This is a genomic window from Pseudomonas sp. MWU12-2345 (genome assembly GCF_023242385.1).
Lineage (GTDB): Bacteria > Pseudomonadota > Gammaproteobacteria > Pseudomonadales > Pseudomonadaceae > Aquipseudomonas > Aquipseudomonas gingeri_D.
The window spans coordinates 348551-371773 of sequence record NZ_JALLJA010000003.1 but is presented as its reverse complement, the minus strand read 5'-3'; the positions used below and the strand labels follow the sequence as shown (position 1 = coordinate 371773).

The following is a 23223-nucleotide window of genomic DNA, read 5'->3' as shown; positions in this document are numbered from 1 at the left end:
GTTCGACAGTCAAGCCATTGCTGTTTGTAACATCAGGGGGTTGGCGTGATAAAACACGTGCTCGCGGATCGGTCCCACCGCTACCTCACCGATGTCCTCATAACCCTGGCGCTTGTAGAACTCAACGTAACGCGAGTTACCGGTATCGAGCACCACGCCTTGGGAATGCGGGTCTTCGGCACACCAGTTGTGCACCGCCATCAGCAACTGCTCGCCATAGTGCTGGCCCTGGAACTGCGGGTGGATGCCCAGCAACGGCAGCACGTGCACCGAATTCGACGGCAGGCAGGCGAGCACCGCCTGCTGGTACTCTAGGTAACGGCGGGTACAGCGAAAGCCGGTGCTCAGCACCATGCGCATGCGCCAGACCCAGCTCTCGGTAATGTCCAGTCGACGCTGTGGCGGAGCGATCAGCGCGATGCCGATCAGGCGGTCGTTGACCAATAATCCAATGGCCGGCAGATCCTCGAGAAAGTGTTGCTTGACCCGCTCACGTACCGTGGCCCGGACCCGCTGTTCGTAGCCCGGGCGTTCGGCCTCGAACAGATAGGCGAATGTCGGTTCATGCCGATAGGCCTGGTACAACAGCGAGCGTGCTTCGCGAGAATAACCACCGTCGAGCAAATGGATCTGGGCCGTGATCTCTGGCATTTCCGGCATGGGGGTCAACCTCCCTGGCCGCGGCGCGTTGCCGCAACGATCTGAGAGAACGTTAGCAGTGCATCGACACTCCCGCCACGCTGGCCGTCGCCGGACTTGTCGGCTAGCATCGCTGTTTTGCCAGGATTGCCGCCCATGAAAATCGTCTCGTTCAACATCAACGGCCTGCGCGCCCGGCCCCATCAGTTGGCGGCGCTGATCGAGAAGCACCAGCCGGATGTGATCGGCCTGCAGGAAACCAAGGTCTCCGACGACCAGTTTCCACAGGCTGAAGTCGAAGCCCTGGGTTACCACGTGCATTTCCACGGCCAGAAAGGCCATTACGGCGTGGCGCTGCTGTCGCGCCAGGCACCACTGAGCCTGCACAAGGGGTTCGAGGGGGACGATGAGGAAGCCCAGAAGCGCTTTATCTGGGGCACCTTCGCCGATGAAAACGGCACGCCGGTGACCATCATGAACGGCTATTTCCCCCAGGGCGAAAGCCGCGACCATCCGACCAAGTTTCCGGCCAAGGAACGCTTCTACCAGGACCTGCAGCAGTTGCTGGAAAGCCGGTTCCAGCACGACCAGCCGCTGGTGGTGATGGGCGATATCAATATTTCCCCGGAGGACTGCGATATCGGTATCGGCGCCGACAATGCCAAGCGCTGGCTGAAAACCGGCAAGTGCAGCTTTCTGCCGGAAGAGCGCGAATGGCTGGCACGCCTGAAGAACTGGGGGCTGGTGGACAGCTTCCGGCATCTGCACCCTGAGGTGAATGACCGTTTCAGCTGGTTCGATTACCGCAGCCGTGGCTTTGAAGACGAGCCCAAGCGTGGCCTGCGGATCGATGTGATCATGGCCTCGAATGGCTTGCTGCCACGGGTCAAGGCCGGTGGGGTCGACTATGAATTGCGCGGCATGGAAAAGCCTTCCGACCATGCACCGATCTGGCTGGAGCTGGGCTGATCACGCGCCGTCATTTAACTGAAACCTGAATGACTTATTCTTGCAGCACTCCGGCCCACAAAAGGTGCAGGCCCCATGCTGCGCGCACTCTCACTGTTGATCCTCTGCGGCCTCCCCGCCCTGACCCTGGCGGCCCTGCCCGCGCCGCCCGATGACGGCCCGGCGCTGCGCATCCAGGGGTCCAACACCATCGGTGCCGACCTCGGACCGGCGCTGGTCAAGGGCTGGCTCGAGGAACAGGGCCTGCATGGCGTGCACCTGGCCAACACCGGCAAGGACAACGAGCAGCGCGTGCTCGCCACCACCGAGCAAGGCCGCCGGGTCCGGATCGAAGTCGCCGCCCATGGTTCCAGCACCGGCTTCAGCGCCCTGAAAGCCGGTACCGCCGACCTCGCCGCTTCTTCCCGTCCGATCAAGGACGCCGAACTGGCGGACCTCGCCAGCCTCGGCGATCTGAAAAGCCCCGACGCCGAGCAAGTGATCGCCATCGACGGCGTGGCGATTATCCTTCATCCGCAAAACCCGCTGACCCGACTGAACACCGAAGAACTGGCGAAAATCTTTTCCGGCGAAGTGAAAACCTGGGAAGAACTGGGCGGGATCGGCGGCGCCATTCACCTCTACGCCCGGGATGAAAAGTCCGGGACCTGGGACACCTTCAAGGAACTGGTGCTGGCCCGTCGCGGCAAGTCCCTGGCCGCCGGCGCCCAGCGTTTCGAATCCAGCGAACAGTTATCCGATGCGGTCAGCCAGGATCACCAGGGGATCGGCTTTATCGGCCTGCCCTACGTTCGCCAGGCCAAGGCCGTGGCCATTGTCGACGGTGATTCGCAAGCGATGCTGCCGCTGGCCAGCCTGATCGCCACCGAGGATTATCCGCTGTCCCGACGACTGTTCTTCTACCTGCCGCCCAACCGCCAGAACCCCTGGGCCGCGTCCCTGGTACGTTTCGCGCAAAGCCCGGCGGGCCAGGCGATTGTCGCCGGCAACGGCTTTGTCGCGCAGACGGTGCAGGCCATCCCGGTCACGCCCGGCCCGGCCATGTCGCCGGAATACCAGGCCCTGGCGAAAGAAGCGCAGCGCCTGTCAGTGAATTTTCGTTTCGAGGAAGGTAGCGCCAGCCTGGACAACAAGGCCCGCCAGGATGTGCTGCGGGTCCTGGATTACCTGCATGCCCAGGGCAAGCTGAACAAACAGGTGACCCTGGTGGGTTTTGGCGACGCCAAGAACGACCCGGCCCGCGCCGCCCTGCTATCCAAGCTGCGGGCGATGGCGGTGCGTCGCGAACTGGTGAAAGGCGGCGTGGTGTTTCGCGATATCCAGGGCTTCGGCGCGCAGATGCCGGTGGCGGCCAACACCCTGGATGAAGGCCGCATCAAGAACCGGCGGGTCGAGGTCTGGGTGTATTAAGAGCGCGGCTCTCAGCGCTCCGAACGCATCATCTCACGCGGTACATATTTGCCGATCTCGTACTTGCCGATCGCCGCCCGGTGCACTTCATCCGGGCCGTCGGCCAGGCGCAGGGTGCGTTGCATGGCGTACATGTAGGCCAGCGGGAAATCGTTGGAGACCCCGGCCCCACCGTGGATCTGGATCGCCCGGTCGATCACCTTCAAGGCCACGTTCGGCGCCACCACCTTGATCTGCGCGATCTCGCTTTTCGCCACCTTGTTACCGGCGGTGTCCATCATGAAGGCCGCCTTCAGGGTCAACAGGCGCGCCATGTCGATCTCCATCCGCGAGTCGGCGATCTTGTCGATATTGCCGCCCAGACGAGCCAATGGCCGGCCGAACGCGGTACGGTTGACTGCCCGTTTGCACATCAATTCCAGCGCGCGCTCGGCCATGCCGATGGAACGCATGCAGTGGTGAATCCGGCCCGGGCCAAGGCGGCCCTGGGCGATCTCGAAACCACGGCCCTCACCCAGCAGCACGTTCTCGTAAGGCACCCGCACGTTCTCGAACAGCACTTCGGCGTGACCATGGGGGGCATCGTCGTAACCGAATACCGGCAATGGACGGACGATCTTCACCCCGGGGGTATCCACCGGCACCAGGATCATCGAATGTTGCTGGTGACGCGGTGCGTCCGGATTGCTCAGGCCCATGAACACCAGGATCTTGCAGCGCGGATCACAAGCGCCGGAAGTCCACCACTTCTTGCCGTTGATCACCCACTCGTCACCCTGGCGCTCGGCGCGGGCGGCCATATTGGTAGCATCAGACGAAGCCACATCCGGCTCGGTCATGGCGAAGGCGGAACGGATCTCGCCGCGCAGCAGCGGTTCCAGCCAGCGTTGTTTCTGTTCTTCATTGGCGTAACGCACCAGCACTTCCATATTGCCGGTGTCCGGTGCCGAGCAGTTGAACGGCTCCGGCCCAAGCAAGGAGCGGCCCATGATTTCCGCCAGGGGGGCGTATTCCAGGTTGGTCAGGCCGGCACCCAGTTCGGATTCCGGCAGAAACAGGTTCCACAACCCCTCGGCCTTGGCGCGGGCCTTGAGTTCTTCCATGATCGCGGTGGGCTGCCAGCGATCGCCTTCGGCGACCTGGCGCTCGAACACCGGTTCGGCCGGATACACATAGGTGTCCATGAACGCGGTCACGCGTTCACGCAGTTCCTGAACCTTGGGCGAATAGGCGAAATCCATGGGCAGCTACCTTCTTGAGCAGGTGGTCGGAGTCATGGAATCGATGCTAGATCAGCTACGAAAATTTACCAAAGCTATTCTCGCCGTGTATTAACATTCATCACCGATATATGATCGGCTGATCGAACCCTAACAATAAGAGCGCCGCGAAATGAATCTGAGCAAGGTCGACCTCAATCTTTTCATCGTCTTCGACGCCATCTATACCGAGGCCAACCTGACCCGAGCCGGGCAGATCGTCGGCATCACCCAGCCGGCGGTGTCCAACGCCCTGGCACGCTTGCGTGAAACCTTCAACGACCCGCTGTTCGTGCGTACCGCCCAGGGCATGGTGCCCACGCCGATGGCGCAGAACATCATCGGCCCGGTGCGCAATGCCCTGTCGCTGCTGCGTATCTCGGTGCAGGAAAGCCGGATCTTCAACCCGTTGCAGGCGAACAAGACCTACCGCATCAGCATGACCGACCTCACCGAGGCGGTGATCCTGCCGCCACTGTTCCAGCGCCTGCGCCGCCTGGCGCCGACGGTGGCGATCGAGAGTTTCCTCTCCAAGCGCCGCGAGACCACCAAGGAGCTGGCCGCCGGGCGTATCGACTTCGCCGTCGACGCGCCGCTCAACACCGACCCCCAGGTGCGTCATGTCAAGCTGATGGAAGACCGCTATGTCTGTGCCATGCGCAAGGGCCATGCAATGGCGGGCAAGGACAAGCTGACCCTGGATGACTACATGGGATTCACCCACATCCATATTTCCAGCCGACGCAATGGCCTGGGTTATGTCGACCTGGCCCTGGGCAAGATGGGCATCCAGCGCAAGATCGCCTTGCGTTCGCAGCATTACCTGATGGCCTCACAGGTGTTGCAGCAAACCGATATGGTCATGACCGTGCCGGAACGCTTCGCCCGCCGCCATGACTTGCATTACTTCCCGTTGCCGGTCAATGACGTGCCACCGGTGGAAACCCACCTCTACTGGCACGAAAGCACCGACCAGGACCCGGCCAACCGCTGGATGCGCGAGCAGATGATCGAACTGTGCCAGCAGGTCACGGCCCATGAGAAGAAGCTCGACAAGGCCTGAGCCTGGGGAAAACACTACTCACTTGAATCTGAACGCATACCCCGTGGGAGCGGAGCTTGCCCGCGAAGCTTTTGGCGATCTTGAAGCCCCCTTCGCGGGCAAGCTCCGCTCCCACAAAGGTCATCGCATGCCTCACGCATGCTTGACGTATACGTCAAGCAGCCCTTAGCTTAGCGCCATGACCTTTCTCGAGCGCTTTCATGAGCAGCCAGACCTACAGCATCTCCGACCTCGCCCGCGAGCTCGACATCACCACCCGGGCCATTCGCTTCTATGAAGAGCAAGGCCTGCTCAGTCCTGAGCGAAAGGGCCTGGAACGCATCTACTCGGCCCGGGACAAGGTGACCCTGAAACTGATCCTGCGGGGTAAGCGCATCGGTTTTTCCCTGGCCGAGTGCCGCGAACTGATCGAACTCTACGACCCCACCAGCGGCAACCACAAGCAGCTCAACAGCATGCTGGCGAAGATCACCGAGCGCCGGGCGCAGCTGGAGCAGCAACTGCTGGATATCGAACAGATGCAACTGGAACTCGACACTGCCGAGGAGCGCTGCCATCAGGCGTTGCAGACCCTCGAACAACAGGCCGACCCCATCCTGTAGGAGCAGAGCTTGCTCGCGAAGGGGCTCTTGAGAGCGCTGGAAGCTTCGCGGCCAGACCCTGTTCCTACTCACCAACAAGGTACCCCCCATGTCATTGCCCACCCACGTACGCCTGATCGAAGTCGGCCCCCGCGACGGCCTGCAGAACGAAGCCCAACCCATCAGCGTGGCCGACAAGGTCCGCCTGGTGGACCGTCTCAGCGACGCTGGCCTGGGTTATATAGAAGTCGGCAGCTTCGTCTCGCCCAAATGGGTGCCGCAGATGGCCGGTTCCGCCGAAGTCTTCGCGCAGATCCAGCGCAAGCCCGGGGTCACCTATGGCGCGCTGGCCCCCAACCTGCGCGGTTTCGAAGATGCCGTGGCCGCCGGGGTCAAGGAGGTGGCGGTGTTCGCCGCCGCCTCCGAAGCCTTCTCCCAGCGCAATATCAACTGTTCCATCAGCGAAAGCCTCGAACGTTTCCTACCGATTATGGATGCCGCCCGCCAGCATGGCGTGACGGTGCGCGGCTACGTGTCCTGCGTGCTCGGCTGCCCCTATGAAGGCCCGGTCGCCGCCGAACAGGTCGCCGTCGTGGCCCGCGAGCTGTACGCCATGGGCTGCTACGAAGTGTCCCTGGGCGACACCATCGGCACCGGCACCCCGGGCGCCACCCGGCGGATGTTCGAGGTGGTCTCGGCCAGCGTGCCGCGGGAAAAACTTGCCGGGCATTTCCACGACACCTACGGCCAGGCCATGGCCAATGTCTACGCCAGCCTGCTGGAAGGCATCGCGGTCTTCGACAGCTCCATCGCAGGCCTGGGCGGCTGCCCCTACGCCAAGGGCGCCAGCGGTAACGTCGCCACCGAAGACGTGCTCTATATGCTCAACGGCCTGGGCATCCACACCGGTGTCGACCTCGACCAGTTGCTCCTCGCGGGCCAGGAAATCTGTGCCGTGCTGGGACGTGTTACTGGCTCAAGGGTCGCCAAGGCACGGCAGGCGGTGTGAATGTGTCCGGGTGTTACCGTCTGGAAACACAAACGAGTAACACGGAAACAGATTCACGACATTGCCCTTGGCCGAAGGTTCACGAAAAATATCAAAGCCTTGATTTTAAAGGGTTTTAAAAAGTTGGCACGCCACCTGCTATATCTCTTGCATAACAAGAATAAAAAGCAGCAAACCCATAAAAATAAGACGTACCGACTCTGACATAACAAAAACAACACGGCAGAGACGCAGCTAACAGATTTTTTTGGAGAAGGTGTGCTTTCAGGGAACCCTCGGGTCACCCGCAACCGGACAGAGAACAATAAAACTACCTCAAGGTAGCTCCCGAACTGGTTGGATCACCTGATAAAGCAGATCAGCGCTCAAAAAAATACGTTTGCTCTTTGACCCCGGATGGGGGTCACCTAAACGGCGAGAAAGGGTCACGGTCGACAAAAACAACAACAGACCGCCCCTCAATAATAAGAAAAGAGCATACAACAACACATTCAAGGGGAGCTTCGGCTCCCCTTCGTGTTTCTGCCTTCCTGTCATTCGCTGACAAATCCTCCTTGTACCTATCTATGTACCGCATCCGCCGAATTCATGGAGCGGATACTGAACCTGCCTACGCGGCCATCCGCCTGTGCGATCGCCCCGTATCAATACCCGACTGATGACAGATCCTGAACAGGATGCTTATTTCTTTAATTGGCAGGTATCACCATGTCTCCAAGAACCCCGGTCAAACCCACGTCGTCCGCCATCAAGGTACCTGTGCCCAAGACGCCGGACCTTCCCGAATCCTTGCGCCCATCACTTCCCACGGGGCCACATACCAGCGGCCTGCGCCCACACCACCTGGACAACCCGGCGGTTTCCGGCGGTCAGGCGCCCGCCCTTGGTCGACCGGCAATCAACACGCCAACGGAGCAGAACCTGCAACTGACGGATCTTCCGGATCAGGCCAGGAGCGCCACCTCCCGTTCACTGGAGAGCTACCGGGTCAGCACGAGCCGGGCATTGCCGCCGCCCGACCCGCAGGGCCTGCGGATCATCAAGAACCGTCACTATGTCGATCTCGATAGCGGTGGCACGGTCATGGTCGCGTACGACACGCAACTCGAGACCTACCGGGCAAAACGTTCCAATGAACTGCTGCCGTCCGGCCCCGCGCTTTATCGGATAGGCAACGGCAGCACCTGGGGAACGGAGCCCATGGCGGCCTCCGTCGATCAGGCCACGGCCAGCCCGCCACCGCGCAAACGGCCACGCCTGGTTGACGATCCGGCGACTGGAGAGAGCCGTGCGGCCGACACACCACGGGCGTCCGCTGTCGTCGTGGCCAAATTCAGCTATTCCGGCCAGCCCCCCTACACCCGTCTCGCGGGCCCTGACAGCCAGGGTTACTATCGCCTGAAAAAGTTTGATGCCGATAACACCGAAGACAGCGTGTACGCATTCAGCAAGGACGACGACAACTGGGTGCTGGTTGACCCGCCAGAGGGTCGGATGGACGCAAACGGTCAGTCGCTTGCCGCCGAACGACTGCCCGCCTGGACCGACCACGAGATCTGGGAACACTACGGGCTTCACGGCAACGACATAACGCGCTTCCGCTCCGAGGTCGAAACCTCCGGCAAACAGCCGCAATGGGCCAATGCCAGCCAGGCAGACAAGACCAGGGAGCAATTGATCCGGGCGCTGAAATGGGCCCATCCCGACAAGAGCGCGGAAGAACGCGGGCAGATCCTGCGAGGATACAACCTGCTTCCCAGCATGCTGCCTCGCCTGCAACAGGCACTCCAGGAACACGCCAGAGTCCCTGACTGGGCACAGACGCACAAACTTAAGTCGGCGACCGAAACCGATCCACGGCGCTTTGACTTGCTGGAACAGGAAGTGCTGCCGCACATCCGCAATATCCGCAACTTCGAACCGCACTCGCTCGACCCGGATTTCGACGCCTACTACACCCGGCCATTCCTCGAGGCTTTCCTGCTCAAGATCGGCTACCGGAAAAACATCCATGGCTGCCTGTACCGCACGGATATCCCCGCCATGTTCAGGACGGAAGATCGCACGCCGTTCGAACTGGCCAGGGATGGCTGCATGCTCGCCCGTGAAAACCACCCACCGGGCTCGACCACGAAAAAAGCCCTGAGCGCCACCTTCAGCCTGAGCGACGCGAAAAACTACAGCGTCGGTGGCGGGCCGGGTATCGGCCAACTGCGTTACAACAGGCAAACCAACAAATATCCCGGCAGACGCCCCGAGTCGGAGAGCGGCAGCGACGCCGACAGCGAGGGCAGCGCCGATGAGAGCTCGTCGAATGCCAGCCAGGCCGCTTCGTCGTCAGCCTCGGGCAGCACCCGCCAACCGAGTGAAGCGGCATCGAACGGGTCGGGCTCGGGCGCGCCGATTTCCCTCGACAGCGAACGCGGCTATACCACCTACAGGCACCGGCAGATCACCAGCTTCATCTACATGATCGATACCCGCAACGTCGAGGTCGTGCCGGGGCAGGAAAATCGCTTTTTCAACCGTGATCCGCAGAGAAGCAACTTCTTTCCTTATGACGATATCGAAGGGCATATTTCAGTCTCCGACCGAGGCGTCAGTGCCGAACGGATCTGGCTGGTCAACTCCAGCCTGACCCGTGCCGCCAGTGTCCGCGCAATCCATCAGGCCGCGGGACACACCGCCGCCGACATCGAGAGTGCAACCTGGAGCGGGGTCGACAACAGCGCGGTCTACGATCAGTTGATCGACCAGGTGGCCGAGGCCGGCGGGACTGTGCTGAATTGGCCCGCCGACGGAAAGATCTTTGCCGATGACGTGACCTGGCCAGTCTCAAGCAGCTGATTTCACCGCCTGATCGGGTGAATACCTACCGCAGGCTCAAGCGATACGTCGCATACGCTGCCCATTCGAATCACGAATCGGGCCTCACACCATGACAGCAAACACTTCGGCGGACGTCGGGTCCGCCACTGCCCCCAAACGCCCCCCCATGCTCCGAGGGCATCGGGGGCGCCATTATGATCTGGCCAAGGGCAAGTTCCCCGGATGGCTGGTCCAGGCCGACACCGCGACGCACCTGGCCCTGGGACAACGCGCACTGGCAGCAGACCTGCCGGCGTTGAAAGAAGCACCGGAGATCTTCAGCCAACTGCATCAGAGCTACACCGCCTGCCTGCACTACCAGCGCCAGGTCCAGGCCGTGCTGCGCAACATGAACAGTATTGAAGCTTTCGCCAAACCCTTGCTGGAGCAGGCCTTGAAGAAGGAGTTCGGGCAGGCGCTGGATGCCAAGCGGACCTTCATCTTTCAACCGACCAAGGGTATCCCGGGCGATCTCCGCTCATCCATCTCCACCCTGCTGCACGCCGCGCTGCACAACTACGAAGCCCGGGAAACCGAGGAAGGCAAGCTGGACGCACCCGGCGACGCGGCGGCGATCCACAGCGGTAATCCCATCGATCCGGACGCGCGGCGACTGCCCCTCTCGCCAACCAGGTTCGCCGCCTTGTGCCGCAAGCTGGATCTGGGCCGGCAGTACCAGGAACATCTCCATGAGGTGTTCTTCCCAACCGCCAGGGCTGGGGAAACGGCGCTGGAAGCACAGCACAGTGTTCGTGGCCATTTCACCGTGTATGACGCCTATGCCCTCGAAACCCAGGTGCATATCGCCTTCCTGCGCTCTCATCTGGACGAGGCGGCCTATCGGCTGATGCTGGAGGTGGCCAAGGGCAAGGAAGTGCCGGTACCGGCCGGACACCCACAACGCTGCTTTACCTTGAGCCTGCTGAGAATCCCGCTCAACGGAATTCTGGTCGTACGTACCGCCGACCATGCCCGTAGCTGGGTGGTCTACCTGCCGGACGATCCCTTCCATCCCATCAAGCAGTACCCTTCCCGCACCGCCTTCGAAGACGACCTGCGGGAAAAGCTGCGGACTCTCGATTACCTGAAGTTCTTTGTCCGCTTCATTCCCCAGCGCGAGCGGACAAGGTTTTTCGACAAACTCCAGGAACGCCTCAACCCGAAGCAATGGAACGGCTATTTCTATCAGCCGACACCCGACCCGCGGGCAAAACTCGATGTCGCCGGCGAGGAAATCGGCAGTTATCTGTTTCGTCAGCGCTACCAGCAGAAGGTCGAGAGCTTCTTCGACGACGCCCGGTTTGTCGCGGTGCCCACGGCGCAAAAGGATCGGCAAAGCCTTACGGCGCGCCTGCAGCACTACCTCAATATTGCCCTCAATATCCTCAATGTCGCGGCGTTCATTGTCCCGGGGCTGGGGGAAATCATGCTGGGGGTGGTCGCGGTACAGCTGGGCAACAGTATTTTCCACATGATCGACAGCTTCGCCCTGGGCGAAAAACAGCAAGCCTGGGCCTACCTGACCGGCGTGTTGCAAAACCTCTCATTGATCACTGCGCTGGGAGCCGCTGGAGCCTCCGCGGCGGCCGCCGAAAACGCGGCGATCGCCAGTGCCGGCTTTGTCGATGGACTGCGCCCGGTGACGCTGCCCAACGGCGATATACGCCTGTTCAATCCCGACCTGGCACCGTTCGCCCACAAGCTGGTCCTGCCCCGGACCCTGGAGCCCGATGCCATGGGCCTCTATCACCATCAGGGCCGGACCTACCTGCCGCTCGACGGCAAATACTACGAACTCAAGCCGCAGGCGTCGTCCCGCCGCTATCAAGCCCGGCATCCACGCAAAACCGACGCCTATACCCCGACCTTCCGGCACAACGGCGCCGGTGCCTGGGTCCATGAGTTCGAGCAGCCGCTGGCCTGGAACGACCTGGGCGCGTTCAGACGCCTGGGGCCGGAGGCCGCGGCCCTCGACGAAAGCGCTGCCCGGCGCGTCATGCAGATCAGCGGCATCAACGGCGATGTGCTGCGCAGTGTGCATCTGGATAACCTGCCGCCCCCGGCCTTGCTGCGCGACACCCTGATCCGCTTCAAGCTCGACCGCGACCTCAACGGCCTGATCGCCCGTCTGCAACGCGGCGATGCCCTGGGTTATTCACGGGATGAATTGCACATGACCCTGCAACTGCTGACCAACCGGCCCGTGTGGCCGGCCTCGAAAGTGTTGCGCTTGCTCGATGAGCAAAAGGTCACGCTGACCGAGTACCCGCCCGATGCAGACGCCCGGGTGACGCGCATAGACGCCACCTGGGACAACCTGCATGCCAATGACTTGCTCGAACTTGTGCTCACTCGGCTGGGAGAACCCGAGATCACCAGCCTGCTCGACGAAGAGTTCGGGCAAGGCCCCCTCAGCCTGGCGGCGCGCACCCGCAAACTGCGGCAGATACTGGCCGGGGAGGCACTCAAACGGCGCAATAGCCTGTTCGCCTCCCACTATGAGTTTCGTACCCGCTCGACCCATCCATCCGCCGCGCAGGCGCTGATCCAGCGGGACTTCTCCTCGCTGCCGAGCCTGGTGGTCAGGGAACTGCTCAGCCAGGCCAACAGCGTCGAACTGCAACGGCTCGCCGCCGGATCGGTGCCGCTGCGCCTGGCCGAGGAGGCCCGCTACTACCTGCACAACGTCCGTATCGCCCGGCTCTATGAACAGGCCTGTCTCGACTCGGTCGACCAGGCCGAGGCCTATCGGGTCATCCTGCCCATGCTGGAAAAGCTGCCGGGCTGGTCGAACGCGCTGCGCCTGGAAATCCGCGACGATACATTCAACGGGCCGCTGCTGGACAGCCTCGGCCCCGAGCCGGCCGCCGTGAGCAAGGTCCTGATCAAGCAGGGCAAGCGCTATGCGGCCCGCGACGCCGAAGGTCAAGAGTTGCATGGCCCGGACGACCTGTATGCCGCCGTGCTGCATGCCTTGCCGGACGCCGAGCGGGCCGCCCTCGGCTTGCCCCATGTCGGTCAGGGCGCGCAGCTGCGGCAAATGCTCCTCGAGCTACCGTTACCACCCCGCGAAACACTGCGCGAGAGCCTCGGTCTGCCGCCCATCAAACCGCACCATATCCCGCCGATGCGCCTGGCCGCCGGACAATTGGCCTATCCGATGAGCGGGCGTGGCGCGGGCCGGGCACTGCGCTCATTCGAATTCAACCGCCTTGCCCTGGAGTTGTATCCGACCCTGCGTCTCTCCGAGGTGGAAACCCTGCATGGCTTGCGGGACATGAGTCTGGGCGCGGGGATAGCGCGACTGCGGGCGCTGGAACTCGAATACGCGACCCTGGAAGACCAGCTTGACGCCTGGCTCGGCGAACCCCAGACCTCCGCCGAAGCCAGCGGCAAACAACAGGTCGCCCTGCTGATCAAGCGCTGCTGGCGCCATGAAACAGAGCTGGCCTGCGATGCCGACGAACTGCCCATCGGCGGTCGCCAGCTCAGCCTGGCGGGCTATCCGGTGGACCGCCTGCCGGCGCTGTCGGCAAACTTCAAGCATGTCAGCGAACTGCATCTGCGCGGCCTGGGGCTCAGCGCAACCCCGGAACTGGACAGTTTCCTCGACGTTTTTCCACGCCTGCAACGACTGGACATGAGCCGCAATGCCCTGACGAACCTGCCCACGGCCCTGGGCCGGCTGATGGCGCTCAGGCACCTCGACCTCAAGGCCAACCAGATTGTCCTGACACCGGCCAGCGCGGCTCCCCTGACCCAGCTGATCCGCCTGGAAGTGCTGATCCTGGAAAACAACAGCGCCCTGTCCATGCTGCCCGACCTGAGCCCGCTGACCCGCCTCGCCTACCTGCACCTGCGCAATACCGGGCTGCGCGACTGGCCGCCGGGTTATGCCAATCTCCCGGCCCTGAGACGCCTCGACCTCAGCGACAACCGCATCAGCGCCATTCCCGACGAGGTCTTCGGGACCGACCCGCAACGTCAACGCCTCAACCGGGCGATCAACCTGGAAGGCAACCCGATACCGGTCGCACTGCGCCAACGTGTCGACCGCTACCGACAGGAAACCGATCTCGACCTGGGCCTCGACGTGCTGATCGAAAGCGACGATCAGTCGGAGTGGAGCAGCGATTCGCGCCAGCCATCGCGCGCCAGCTCCCGCCACAGCCGCTGGGGCTCGCCCTCGCCCGTGCCCCGTGACAACACGCACTGGCTCGAGGGCCTGAGCAGGTCGGAACGGGAAACCAGACGCGACCTGTGGCTGCGGCTGGCCAGCGACGATATCGAAGCCTCCGAAGCGTTTTTCAGGGTGCTGGAAGACCTCAAGTATTCCGCCGACTATATCAGCGCCGAACATCGTCCCGAATTGTCCGAGCGTGTCTGGCGCATGGTCAGGGCCGCCACGGAAAATACCGAGCTGCGCGAGCAATTGTTCAGGCGTGCCAATGCGCCGGATCCGGATAGCTGTGAAGACGGGATCAGCGTGGTGTTCAGCGATATGGGCTTCGATGTCCTGCTGTACGAGGCCAGGGCCCTGCCCCTCGAAGCCCGTGAAGCCGAACTGCTGCAACTGGCCCGGGGAAAATCACGTCTGGAGGGGGTGAACCGCCAGGCCAAGGATCTGATCGACACCCGCAAGGCCAGCGGGGTAGATCCCGATGAAGCGGAAATCTACCTGGCCTTTCGCATCGGCCTGGCCGAAAGGCTCGGGTTGCCCTGGCAAGCCCGGAAAATGAATCACGACCGGGTGGCCGGCGTGAGCAGCCAGCAACTCGACGAGGCTTACCAGGCCATCCTGGCCGACGAGCGTCAGCCCGGCGAAACCTCCGGACGCCTGGTCCGCCAGCCGTTCTGGAAGGACTATCTGGAGGAACGCTTTCACGAGGGACCGCTCAAGGCGCCACGGGAGCAGCGCGACAAGCTGATCGGCGCGCTCGACGATTTGTTGAGTGCGCAACGGGAATGGTTCGGCGGCAATCCCCTGGACGAGCAGCAGAACGCCGACCTGGCCGAGACGATAAAACAATCGGCCCAGACACTCGGGTTGACACCCGGCGCAACCTTCGCCAGTGCCATGACCGACAGCACCTATCTGAGACTGTCCGGCGATATCGCCAAAGCCTACAGCGACACTCTGGAGCAGTTGACCGAACAGTTGCTGCGGCAACACGACCTATAGACGCGGGGCTCGAGTGGAGCGGTGCCTGTGTGTGCGGGGCTTGGTCCGGGCGGTGTTCCGACGAAGCTTTTAGCGCTCTCACGGGCCTCTTCGCGAGCAAGCTCTGCTCCCACAAGAGCCAGCTAGCACGAGACGCTGGTCAAAAGGCCATAACCGACTATTTTACAGACGCGGATTATTGATATTAACCAACTGATTTAACTCAACTTTTTCAACTTTTAAGTGCAGGCGTTCGGCATAAGCTGAAAGCCTCATTCACGGAAAAAGTTGATCTTCATGAGTACCGGACAACCCCCACTAGCGGCCGCCGCCAGTCAGGTTCGATCGACCCGAAACCATCGCCTGATCCTCAAGCAGCTGCCGCCCTGGCTGACCCAGGCTTCCCTCGAACGACGCCAGGCATTCGCCACGCGTCTCAGGCAGAGCCAGATATCCAAAGCCGCACTGGCGCGCCATCTACACGGTCTCAAAAGCGCCAAGGACTTTGCCGCGCCGCTGCTCTCCCGGGCCCTGGACGAGCACTATGGCCCGGGCCTGGACATTCACCACGACCAACTCCGGCATGTGCATATCCTCGCCGCCGCCAACCTCGGCGAACCGCGTCGGGAGAACATTGTCGTGCAGAGCCTGCTGCAAGCCGCCCTGCAGAACTTTGAAAGCAGCGAAACCGGCCCTTTCGGTTTCGACCACGGCTCGGCCATCCAGCGTAGAAGTACCGCGGTCCTGAAAAAGCCCATCGCGCCTCCGGACTTCGCCGCCCTCTGCCGTCGGCTCGACCTGGGCGGCCAGTACAAGCGACACATCGAACATTTTCTCCTGCCCACCGAACGCAACCGCCCAAGCCCGCGCTTCAAGAACCTCTTCGAGCAACAGGAGCGCGACGAACTGGCGGTGCAAGCGGAAATCGCCCTGATCAAGGGCCACCTGGATCAGTCGGCCTACCGGATGCTGCAAAGCCTGCTTGATCCGACGCGAACACCCCGTTGGGACAACCGTCCCGTGCACTGCTACTCCCTGACCCTGCTCGACTTTCCGAACGTCGACAGCGGCGCCTGGGGCGCGTTGCTCAAGGGCGTGCTGCTGATCGAGCACGACGCCCTCTCAAGCACCGGCGACCGCCCCTGCGTGGTCTACCTGTCGGGTGATCCGCTCCAGGCCGTCAAGCGCTATCCGTCCTTCAGCGCCTTTCACGATGAACTCAGGGAACGGCTGCGGGATAAAATCTATCAGGCGTTCTTCAAGCGCTATGTTCACCTGCGCACCCAACCGGCACTCTTGCGTGCCCTCGAGGATTGCCTGAGCCCCCTCGACCCCGTCAGCGGGCAGCGCAAGCCGGCCCCGCAAGCCAACCTGCGCCTGGAGAAAGGCTCGCTGGGCGACAATCCTTTCAGCGAGTTCTGCGTTCTGCAAACGGTCAAGAAGCTCGACGACGCCCGGATCAGCGCGGTGCCCACGGACGACGAGGACAAGAAGACCCGCACCGCGCGCCTGCGCTCGTTGCTGAACTGGGGGGTCAATCTGTTGTTCCTGGTGCCCGGGCTCGGCGAGGCGATGCTCGCGGTCGCCGCCGCGCAACTGATCGTGCAGCTCTACAACGGCATCGAGGAATGGAGCCATGAAGAGAAAATGCAGGCGGTGCTCGGCTTTATGGGCGTGCTGCTGAACGTTGAACTGCTGGGATTGGGGGCCGTCATGACCCTGGACTTCGAAGGTTCGACGTTTATCGAAGGGCTCAAGCCGATCAACACCGCCCAAGGCGAACAGGCACTCTGGAAACCCGACCTGACCCCCTATGAACACCGGCTGCCCGACACGCTGGAGCTGCAGCCCGATGGCGCGGGGCTCTATCACCATCAGGACAAGACCTTCCTGGGTCTTGACGGCCGCCATTACCGGATCAAGCCCGGCACAAGCCCCAACCGCTTCCGCCTGCAACACCCGAACAACCCCGACGCCTACGCCCCGCTGATCCATCACAACGGCAAGGGCGCCTGGCGCCATGAATTCGAGCAACCCTTGCAGTGGCGGCAACCGCAGCTGTTTTCCCGACTGGGGCCGGATGCGGCCAGCCTGGACCCGGCGTCGGCGGAAAAAATCATGCAGTTGAGCGGGGTCGACGACGATGCCCTGCGCCTGCTGCACCTGGACCAGGAACCGCCCCCGGCCCTGCTCGAAGACAGCGTGACCCGCTTCAAGCTCGACCGCGACCTCAAGCGCCTGGTGCAACGCCTGCAAAGCGGTGGCGCGGCCAACAGTTCAATCGACGAACTGCACATGGAACTGCAGTTGCTCACCAGCGAACCGGTCTGGCCGCCCTCGAAAGTGTTGCGCTTGCTGGACCGCCACGGCGTGCCGCTGAAGGAATACCCCGCCGGCCAGGCGCAAGCCTTGCAGCGTATCGACCTGCGCTGGCCCGGGCTCGACGCCAACCAACTGCTGCGCAAGGTCCTGGAAAACCTCGACGAGGCCGAGATCCGCAGTTTGCTGGGCGAAGATTTCGGCACCGGTCCCATCAGCCTGGATGCCCGTGCCGTGGCCCTCCGGCGCAAGCTCGCGACCCAGGCCGGCAATCGCCGGGCGGCGCTGTTCGATTCACACTATCGCTATCGCACCCAGAGCAACGACCCCGCCGTTGCGGTGATCCGCAAAGAGTTTCCCAGCCTGTCGACGCCGATCGCGGAGGAGTTGTCCAGAAACGCCAGTCCGGCCGAACAGCGGGTTCTGCTCAACGCCAGGCGTGTGCCGTTGCGCCTGGCCGAAGAGGCCCGCGCTTACAGCCACAAGCTGCGCCTGGCGCGCGCCCGGGAAGGACTGTATCTCGAGGCGACGAGCAACCCCGATACCGACAAGCTGATCCTCAACCAGATCGGCAAGCTGCCGGGCTGGTCGGATCAGGTTCGTCTGGAAGTACGCGAGCCCTACTTCAGCGGGCCCTTGCTCGACAGCCTTGGCGCGGAGCAGGCACCGATTCGCAAGGTACTGGTTAAAAATGGCGACCAGTACGAAGCCCATGACGCCCTGGGCCAGGAACTCCACGGCCCGGACAATCTGTACAGCAGTGTCCTGCACGCCCTGCCCGACACCGAGCGCAAGGCCCTGGGCTTTCCCAGCCCCCATGAGGCCGCCAGCCTGAAGCAGACCGTGCTCGATCAGCCATTGCCGCCGCGCAAGGAGATGGAAAAACTCCTCGGCCTGCCCCCCACCAAACCCAACGAAACGCCGCCGAGGCGCCTGGCCGCCCGCCGGCCCGGCCCGTCTGCCGCCGGGCCCGAGGCGGCAGAAAGAATCGTGGGGGCCCGCTCCCCGGCCTTCACCGAGCTTGCGCAACGTCTTTACCCCACCCATGACTGGCGCAATGTGGAGGCCTTTCTCGACCTGCGCGGCCTGAACGAAGGCGCGGCGGTGCAACGCCTCGAGGCACTGGAAAGCGAATACAACACCTTGTCCACGGAGCTCGAAACCTGGGTCAGTACACCGCCGGATCCCCAGATAGGCGTGACGGTCAGGCACTATATTGCCCGGGCGATCAGGCAATGCTGGCGCCGGGAACCCTTCCTGGGCAGCGCCCCGGAAGGCTATCAGATCAACTTCTCACTTTACGACTCGACAGCCCGGCTGCCGACGCTGTCGGCCAACTTCAGCCATGTCACCGAACTGTTCATGAGCGGGACCCACCCGGACATCACCCGGGGACTGAACCGTTTCCTCGAGGGTTTCCCGCAGTTGAAGCGCCTGTATATCGGCGGTGGCGTCCTGACCGAGATTCCCCCCGCGTTGGGTTCGATGAGCGGACTGGTCCACCTCAACCTGAGCGGCAACCGTATCGTCCTGACCGAGGAAACGGCCAACCTCCTCGAAGGGCTGACCCACCTGAGGGAACTGAACCTTTCCAGCAACCCGACCCTTGGCCGTTCGCCGGATTTCAGCGCGATGCTCGAACTGGAGCGTATCGACCTGCGCAACACCGGGCTCACCCAATGGCCGACCGGCTACCAGGAACTGCCGGCACTGACCCGACTGGACCTGAGCTCGAATCACCTGACCACTATCCCCAGCACCGTCCTGGACACCAGCGAAGAAGGGCAACGCATCGCCAGGGCCATCAACCTCTACCACAACCCCATCGAAAGGGACTTTTTCGATGACGCCGTGGACTACAACACGGAAACCGGGATCGACCTGGGGCTGGATATGCCGGTCGATTCGGATTCGGAAGCCAGCGTGAGCGGCGGCGACTCGCCGGCCCATAGTCCGTATGGCCCGCGAGGACCCGTCTCACGGGATGAGAGTGCCTGGTTGCAAGGGCTCGACAGCCAGGCGCAGGAGGCCTTTCGCGACACCTGGCTGCGCCTGGCCGGCGAGGAACCGGTCGATGAGTCCGAAGCGTTTTTCCGGGTGATCGGCGATCTGCGTGAATCGGCCGACTATGCCGACAGCGCCACTCGTCCCGGACTCATGGACAAGGTCCGGCGCATGGTCAGCGCCGCGGTCGATGACACCGCGCTGCGGGAGAAACTCTTCGCCAAGGCCAACGCACCGCAATCGGACGCCTGTGCCGACGGCATCACCGTGGCCTTCAGCGACATGGGCCTCGACGTGTTGCTGCATGAAGCCTACACCGAACCGGACGCCCGCAAGATCGAGTTGAAACTGCTGCAACTGGCCAAGGGAAAATCGCGCCTGGATCGCGTCAACGCCCAGGCCCGGGACCTGATCGGCAAACGCCAGGCCGAGGGTCGACGTCCCGATGAAGCGGAAGTCTACCTGGCCTTTCGCATCGGCCTGGGGGATCGGCTGGAACTGCCCTGGCAGGCCTCGAAGATGAATTACCACCAGATTTCCGGGGTCACCCCGGCCCAGGTGGATGCCGCTTACCTGGCCATCCTCGAGCAGGAGCAGCAGCCGCTGGATGGGGTCAGGCAGATCCTCGGACAGGAGTTCTGGAAGGAGTACATGGAGATCCAGTATCTGCAGGAGCTCAGCGCGAAAGAGGCGCTGCGCGAGACCAAGAGCGATGCCCTGCTGGACCTGCAATCGGCACAGGAACGCTGGTTCAACAATGGAAACCTGCCCGAGGAAGAAAAGACCCGGCTGCAAGCGGTTATAAAAGCCTCGGCCGGCACCCTGGGCAAGTCCGAGCAGGAAGTATTTGCCCGGCCCATGACCGACGCCGAATACCAGGCCCTCTACGAAACCATCGGGCGTGAACACAGCGACGAGATGGAGCGCCTGACCCTGGAGGCGTTGCGCGAGCACGGGCTGGCGAGCTGAACCCAACGAGGCTGCGGCCCTGAGCCAGGCCGAAACAGGTGGCGAACGGGCTGCTGCGTCGAAAATGTCCGATTGACAGTCAGCCCTATCACCTTTACGTTAACGTAAAGGTGAACAATCACTCACACCCACGCCTTGCTCAACCCATAACAACAGGTGCCCCATGAGCTATCCGACCCTGAACTTCGCCCTCGGTGAAACCCTCGACATGCTTCGCGACCAGGTGCGGACCTTTGTCGCCCGGGAGCTGGCGCCGCGGGCCGCGCAGATCGACGTGGACAACCTGTTCCCCGCCGATATGTGGCGCAAGTTCGGCGACATGGGCCTGCTCGGCATCACTGTTCCGGAAGAGTACGGCGGCGCCGGCCTGGGTTACCTGGCCCATGTGCTGGTAATGGAAGAGGTCAGTCGCGGCTCGGCCTCGGTCGCCCTCTCCTACGGCGCCCACTCCAACCTCTGCGTCAACCAGATCAACCGCAACGGTAATCACGAACAGAAAACCAAATACCTGCCCAAACTGATCAGCGGCGAGCATGTCGGCGCCCTGGCCATGAGCGAACCCAATGCCGGCTCCGACGTGGTCTCGATGAAACTGCGCGCCGACAAACGCGGCGACCGCTACGTGCTCAACGGCAGCAAGACCTGGATCACCAACGGCCCCGACGCCAACACCTACGTGATCTATGCCAAGACCGAGCCGGAAAAGGGCGCCCACGGCATCACCGCGTTTATCGTCGAGCGTGACTGGAAAGGCTTCAGCCGCAGCAACAAGTTCGACAAGCTCGGCATGCGCGGCTCCAACACCTGCGAGCTGTTCTTCGATGACGTCGAAGTACCGGAAGAGAATATCCTCGGCGTGCTCAACGGTGGCGTGAAGGTGCTGATGAGCGGCCTCGACTACGAGCGCGTGGTGCTCTCCGGCGGCCCGACCGGGATCATGCAGGCCTGCATGGACCTGGTGGTGCCCTATATCCACGACCGCAAGCAGTTCGGCCAGAGCATCGGCGAGTTCCAGCTGATCCAGGGCAAGGTCGCCGACATGTACACCCAGCTCAATGCCAGCCGCGCCTACCTGTATGCGGTGGCCCAGGCCTGCGAACGCGGCGAGACCACCCGCAAGGACGCCGCCGGGGTGATCCTCTACAGCGCCGAGCGCGCGACCCAGATGGCCCTCGATGCGATCCAGATCCTCGGCGGCAACGGCTATATCAACGAATTCCCCGCCGGACGCCTGCTGCGCGACGCCAAGCTGTATGAAATCGGCGCCGGCACCAGCGAGATCCGTCGCATGCTGATCGGCCGCGAACTGTTCAACGAAACCCGCTGAGGGGCGCGCACATGGCAATCCTGCACACGCAACTCAATCCGCGTTCGGCCGAGTTCGCCGGCAACCGCGCGGCGATGCTCGAACAGGTCGTCGCCCTGCGCACCCTGCTGGCCCAGGTCCAGCAAGGTGGCGGGCCGAAAGCCCAGGAGCGGCACACCTCGCGGGGCAAACTGCTGCCGCGCGAACGGATCAACCGCCTGCTCGATCCCGGCTCGCCGTTCCTGGAAATCAGCCAACTGGCGGCGTATGAGGTCTACGGCGAAGACGTGCCGGCCGCCGGAGTGATTGCCGGGATCGGCCGCGTCGAAGGCGTCGAATGCATGATCGTGGCCAACGATGCCACGGTCAAAGGCGGCTCCTACTACCCCCTCACGGTGAAAAAACACCTGCGGGCCCAGACCATCGCCCAGCAGAATCGCCTGCCCTGCATCTACCTGGTGGACTCCGGTGGCGCCAATCTGCCGCGCCAGGATGAAGTGTTCCCGGACCGCGAACACTTCGGGCGGATCTTCTTCAACCAGGCCAATATGAGCGCCCAGGGCATCCCGCAGATCGCCGTGGTCATGGGTTCCTGCACCGCCGGCGGGGCCTATGTGCCGGCGATGGCCGACGAAGCGATCATGGTCCGCCAGCAGGCGACCATCTTCCTCGCAGGTCCCCCACTGGTGAAAGCCGCCACCGGTGAAGTGGTCAGCGCCGAGGACCTGGGCGGCGCCGATGTGCACTGCAAGATCTCCGGCGTCGCCGACCATTACGCCGAAAACGATGAACACGCCCTGGCTCTGGCCCGGCGCAGCGTCGCCAACCTCAACTGGCGCAAGCTCGGCGAGTTGCAGCAACGCACGCCGATTGCCCCGCGCTTTGCTGTCGAGGAGCTGTACGGGGTGGTTCCGGCGGATGCCAAGCAACCGTTCGATGTGCGTGAAGTCATCGCCCGGCTGGTGGACGACTCGGTGTTCGATGAATTCAAGGCGCTGTTCGGCACCACCCTGGTCTGTGGTTTTGCCCACCTGCACGGTTACCCCATCGCGATCCTGGCGAACAACGGCATCCTCTTCGCCGAGTCAGCACAGAAAGGCGCGCACTTTATCGAACTGGCCTGCCAGCGTGGCATTCCGCTGCTGTTCCTGCAGAACATCACCGGTTTCATGGTCGGCCAGAAATACGAGGCCGGCGGTATCGCCAAGCATGGCGCCAAGCTGGTCACCGCCGTGGCCTGTGCCAAGGTGCCGAAATTCACCGTGATCATCGGCGGCAGTTTCGGCGCCGGCAACTACGGCATGTGCGGGCGCGCCTATGACCCGCGCTTCCTGTGGATGTGGCCGAACGCGCGGATCGGCGTGATGGGCGCCGAACAGGCTGCCGGGGTACTGGTGCAGGTCAAGCGCGAGCAGCACGAACGCAATGGCGAAAGCTTCTCGGCGCAACAGGAAGCCGAGATCAAGCAGCCGATCCTCGACCAGTACGAACACCAGGGCCACCCGTATTACTCCAGTGCCCGGTTGTGGGACGACGGCGTCATCGACCCGGCCCAGACCCGCGACATTCTTGGCCTGGCGCTCTCGGCCTCCCTCAACGCCGCGATCGAACCGAGCCGCTTCGGCGTGTTCCGGATGTGACCATGAGGCCCTATCGCCGCCCCTCT

The 23223-nt window shown here is 62.8% G+C and carries 12 protein-coding genes; 10 read left to right on the top strand and 2 right to left on the bottom strand.

Annotated features, from left to right (window positions below; genetic code table 11):
• Nucleotides 1-9: 9 nt before the first annotated feature.
• A complete protein-coding gene (locus tag M5C71_RS09880) occupies nt 10-660 on the bottom strand; it encodes a GNAT family N-acetyltransferase (protein ID WP_103497092.1) in 651 nt (216 codons plus the stop codon).
• Nucleotides 661-795: 135 nt separating this feature from the next.
• Here M5C71_RS09880 and xthA point away from each other — a divergent pair, with 135 nt between their 5' ends.
• Both xthA and M5C71_RS09870 read left to right on the top strand, forming a co-directional pair.
• On the top strand, nt 796-1608 hold the full coding sequence (xthA, locus tag M5C71_RS09875) for an exodeoxyribonuclease III (protein ID WP_103497093.1): 813 nt from the start codon (nt 796-798) through the stop codon (nt 1606-1608).
• A gap of 75 nt (nt 1609-1683) precedes the next feature.
• On the top strand, nt 1684-3018 hold the full coding sequence (locus M5C71_RS09870; RefSeq protein ID WP_152736928.1) for a phosphate ABC transporter substrate-binding/OmpA family protein: 1335 nt from the start codon (nt 1684-1686) through the stop codon (nt 3016-3018).
• Nucleotides 3019-3029: 11 nt separating this feature from the next.
• Here the strand turns inward: M5C71_RS09870 and M5C71_RS09865 are convergent, their stop codons facing one another.
• Nucleotides 3030-4259 carry an acyl-CoA dehydrogenase gene (locus M5C71_RS09865; protein WP_103497095.1) on the bottom strand — a complete coding sequence of 410 codons (1230 nt, stop codon included), beginning with the start codon at nt 4257-4259 and terminating at the stop codon, nt 3030-3032.
• 151 nt (nt 4260-4410) lie between these two features.
• Between M5C71_RS09865 and M5C71_RS09860 the strand changes: the two genes are divergently transcribed.
• The 8 genes from M5C71_RS09860 to M5C71_RS09825 all read left to right on the top strand — a co-directional run bounded on the left by M5C71_RS09860 (nt 4411) and on the right by M5C71_RS09825 (nt 23197).
• The gene (locus M5C71_RS09860) at nt 4411-5340 is read left to right on the top strand and encodes a LysR family transcriptional regulator (RefSeq protein ID WP_100943899.1); all 930 of its coding nucleotides are present in this window, start codon (nt 4411-4413) and stop codon (nt 5338-5340) included.
• A gap of 200 nt (nt 5341-5540) precedes the next feature.
• Entirely contained in the window at nt 5541-5942 is a 402-nt protein-coding gene (locus M5C71_RS09855) for a MerR family DNA-binding transcriptional regulator (protein WP_103497096.1), read from the top strand.
• A gap of 88 nt (nt 5943-6030) precedes the next feature.
• Complete coding sequence (locus M5C71_RS09850) at nt 6031-6930, top strand: hydroxymethylglutaryl-CoA lyase (RefSeq protein WP_248767731.1); 900 nt, start codon at nt 6031-6033, stop codon at nt 6928-6930.
• 708 nt (nt 6931-7638) lie between these two features.
• Nucleotides 7639-9777, top strand: a complete 2139-nt coding sequence (locus M5C71_RS09845; RefSeq protein ID WP_248767730.1) for a hypothetical protein — start codon at nt 7639-7641, stop codon at nt 9775-9777.
• A gap of 148 nt (nt 9778-9925) precedes the next feature.
• A complete protein-coding gene (locus tag M5C71_RS09840; RefSeq protein WP_248767729.1) occupies nt 9926-14980 on the top strand; it encodes a DUF6543 domain-containing protein in 5055 nt (1684 codons plus the stop codon).
• A 276-nt stretch (nt 14981-15256) separates the two neighbouring features.
• Entirely contained in the window at nt 15257-20251 is a 4995-nt protein-coding gene (locus M5C71_RS09835) for a DUF6543 domain-containing protein (protein ID WP_248767728.1), read from the top strand.
• 163 nt (nt 20252-20414) lie between these two features.
• On the top strand, nt 20415-21578 hold the full coding sequence (locus M5C71_RS09830) for an isovaleryl-CoA dehydrogenase (RefSeq protein ID WP_103497102.1): 1164 nt from the start codon (nt 20415-20417) through the stop codon (nt 21576-21578).
• An 11-nt stretch (nt 21579-21589) separates the two neighbouring features.
• A complete protein-coding gene (locus M5C71_RS09825) occupies nt 21590-23197 on the top strand; it encodes a carboxyl transferase domain-containing protein (RefSeq protein ID WP_248767727.1) in 1608 nt (535 codons plus the stop codon).
• Nucleotides 23198-23223 lie beyond the last annotated feature (26 nt).

Bases quoted from the DNA above. Each gene is read 5' to 3' on its own strand.
- M5C71_RS09880 (WP_103497092.1), bottom strand. From the start codon at position 660: ATGCCGGAAATGCCAGAGATCACGGCCCAGATCCATTTGCTCGACGGT.
- xthA (WP_103497093.1), top strand. From the start codon at position 796: ATGAAAATCGTCTCGTTCAACATCAACGGCCTGCGCGCCCGGCCCCAT.
- M5C71_RS09870 (WP_152736928.1), top strand. From the start codon at position 1,684: ATGCTGCGCGCACTCTCACTGTTGATCCTCTGCGGCCTCCCCGCCCTG.
- M5C71_RS09865 (WP_103497095.1), bottom strand. From the start codon at position 4,259: ATGGATTTCGCCTATTCGCCCAAGGTTCAGGAACTGCGTGAACGCGTG.
- M5C71_RS09860 (WP_100943899.1), top strand. From the start codon at position 4,411: ATGAATCTGAGCAAGGTCGACCTCAATCTTTTCATCGTCTTCGACGCC.
- M5C71_RS09855 (WP_103497096.1), top strand. From the start codon at position 5,541: ATGAGCAGCCAGACCTACAGCATCTCCGACCTCGCCCGCGAGCTCGAC.
- M5C71_RS09850 (WP_248767731.1), top strand. From the start codon at position 6,031: ATGTCATTGCCCACCCACGTACGCCTGATCGAAGTCGGCCCCCGCGAC.
- M5C71_RS09845 (WP_248767730.1), top strand. From the start codon at position 7,639: ATGTCTCCAAGAACCCCGGTCAAACCCACGTCGTCCGCCATCAAGGTA.
- M5C71_RS09840 (WP_248767729.1), top strand. From the start codon at position 9,926: ATGCTCCGAGGGCATCGGGGGCGCCATTATGATCTGGCCAAGGGCAAG.
- M5C71_RS09835 (WP_248767728.1), top strand. From the start codon at position 15,257: ATGAGTACCGGACAACCCCCACTAGCGGCCGCCGCCAGTCAGGTTCGA.
- M5C71_RS09830 (WP_103497102.1), top strand. From the start codon at position 20,415: ATGAGCTATCCGACCCTGAACTTCGCCCTCGGTGAAACCCTCGACATG.
- M5C71_RS09825 (WP_248767727.1), top strand. From the start codon at position 21,590: ATGGCAATCCTGCACACGCAACTCAATCCGCGTTCGGCCGAGTTCGCC.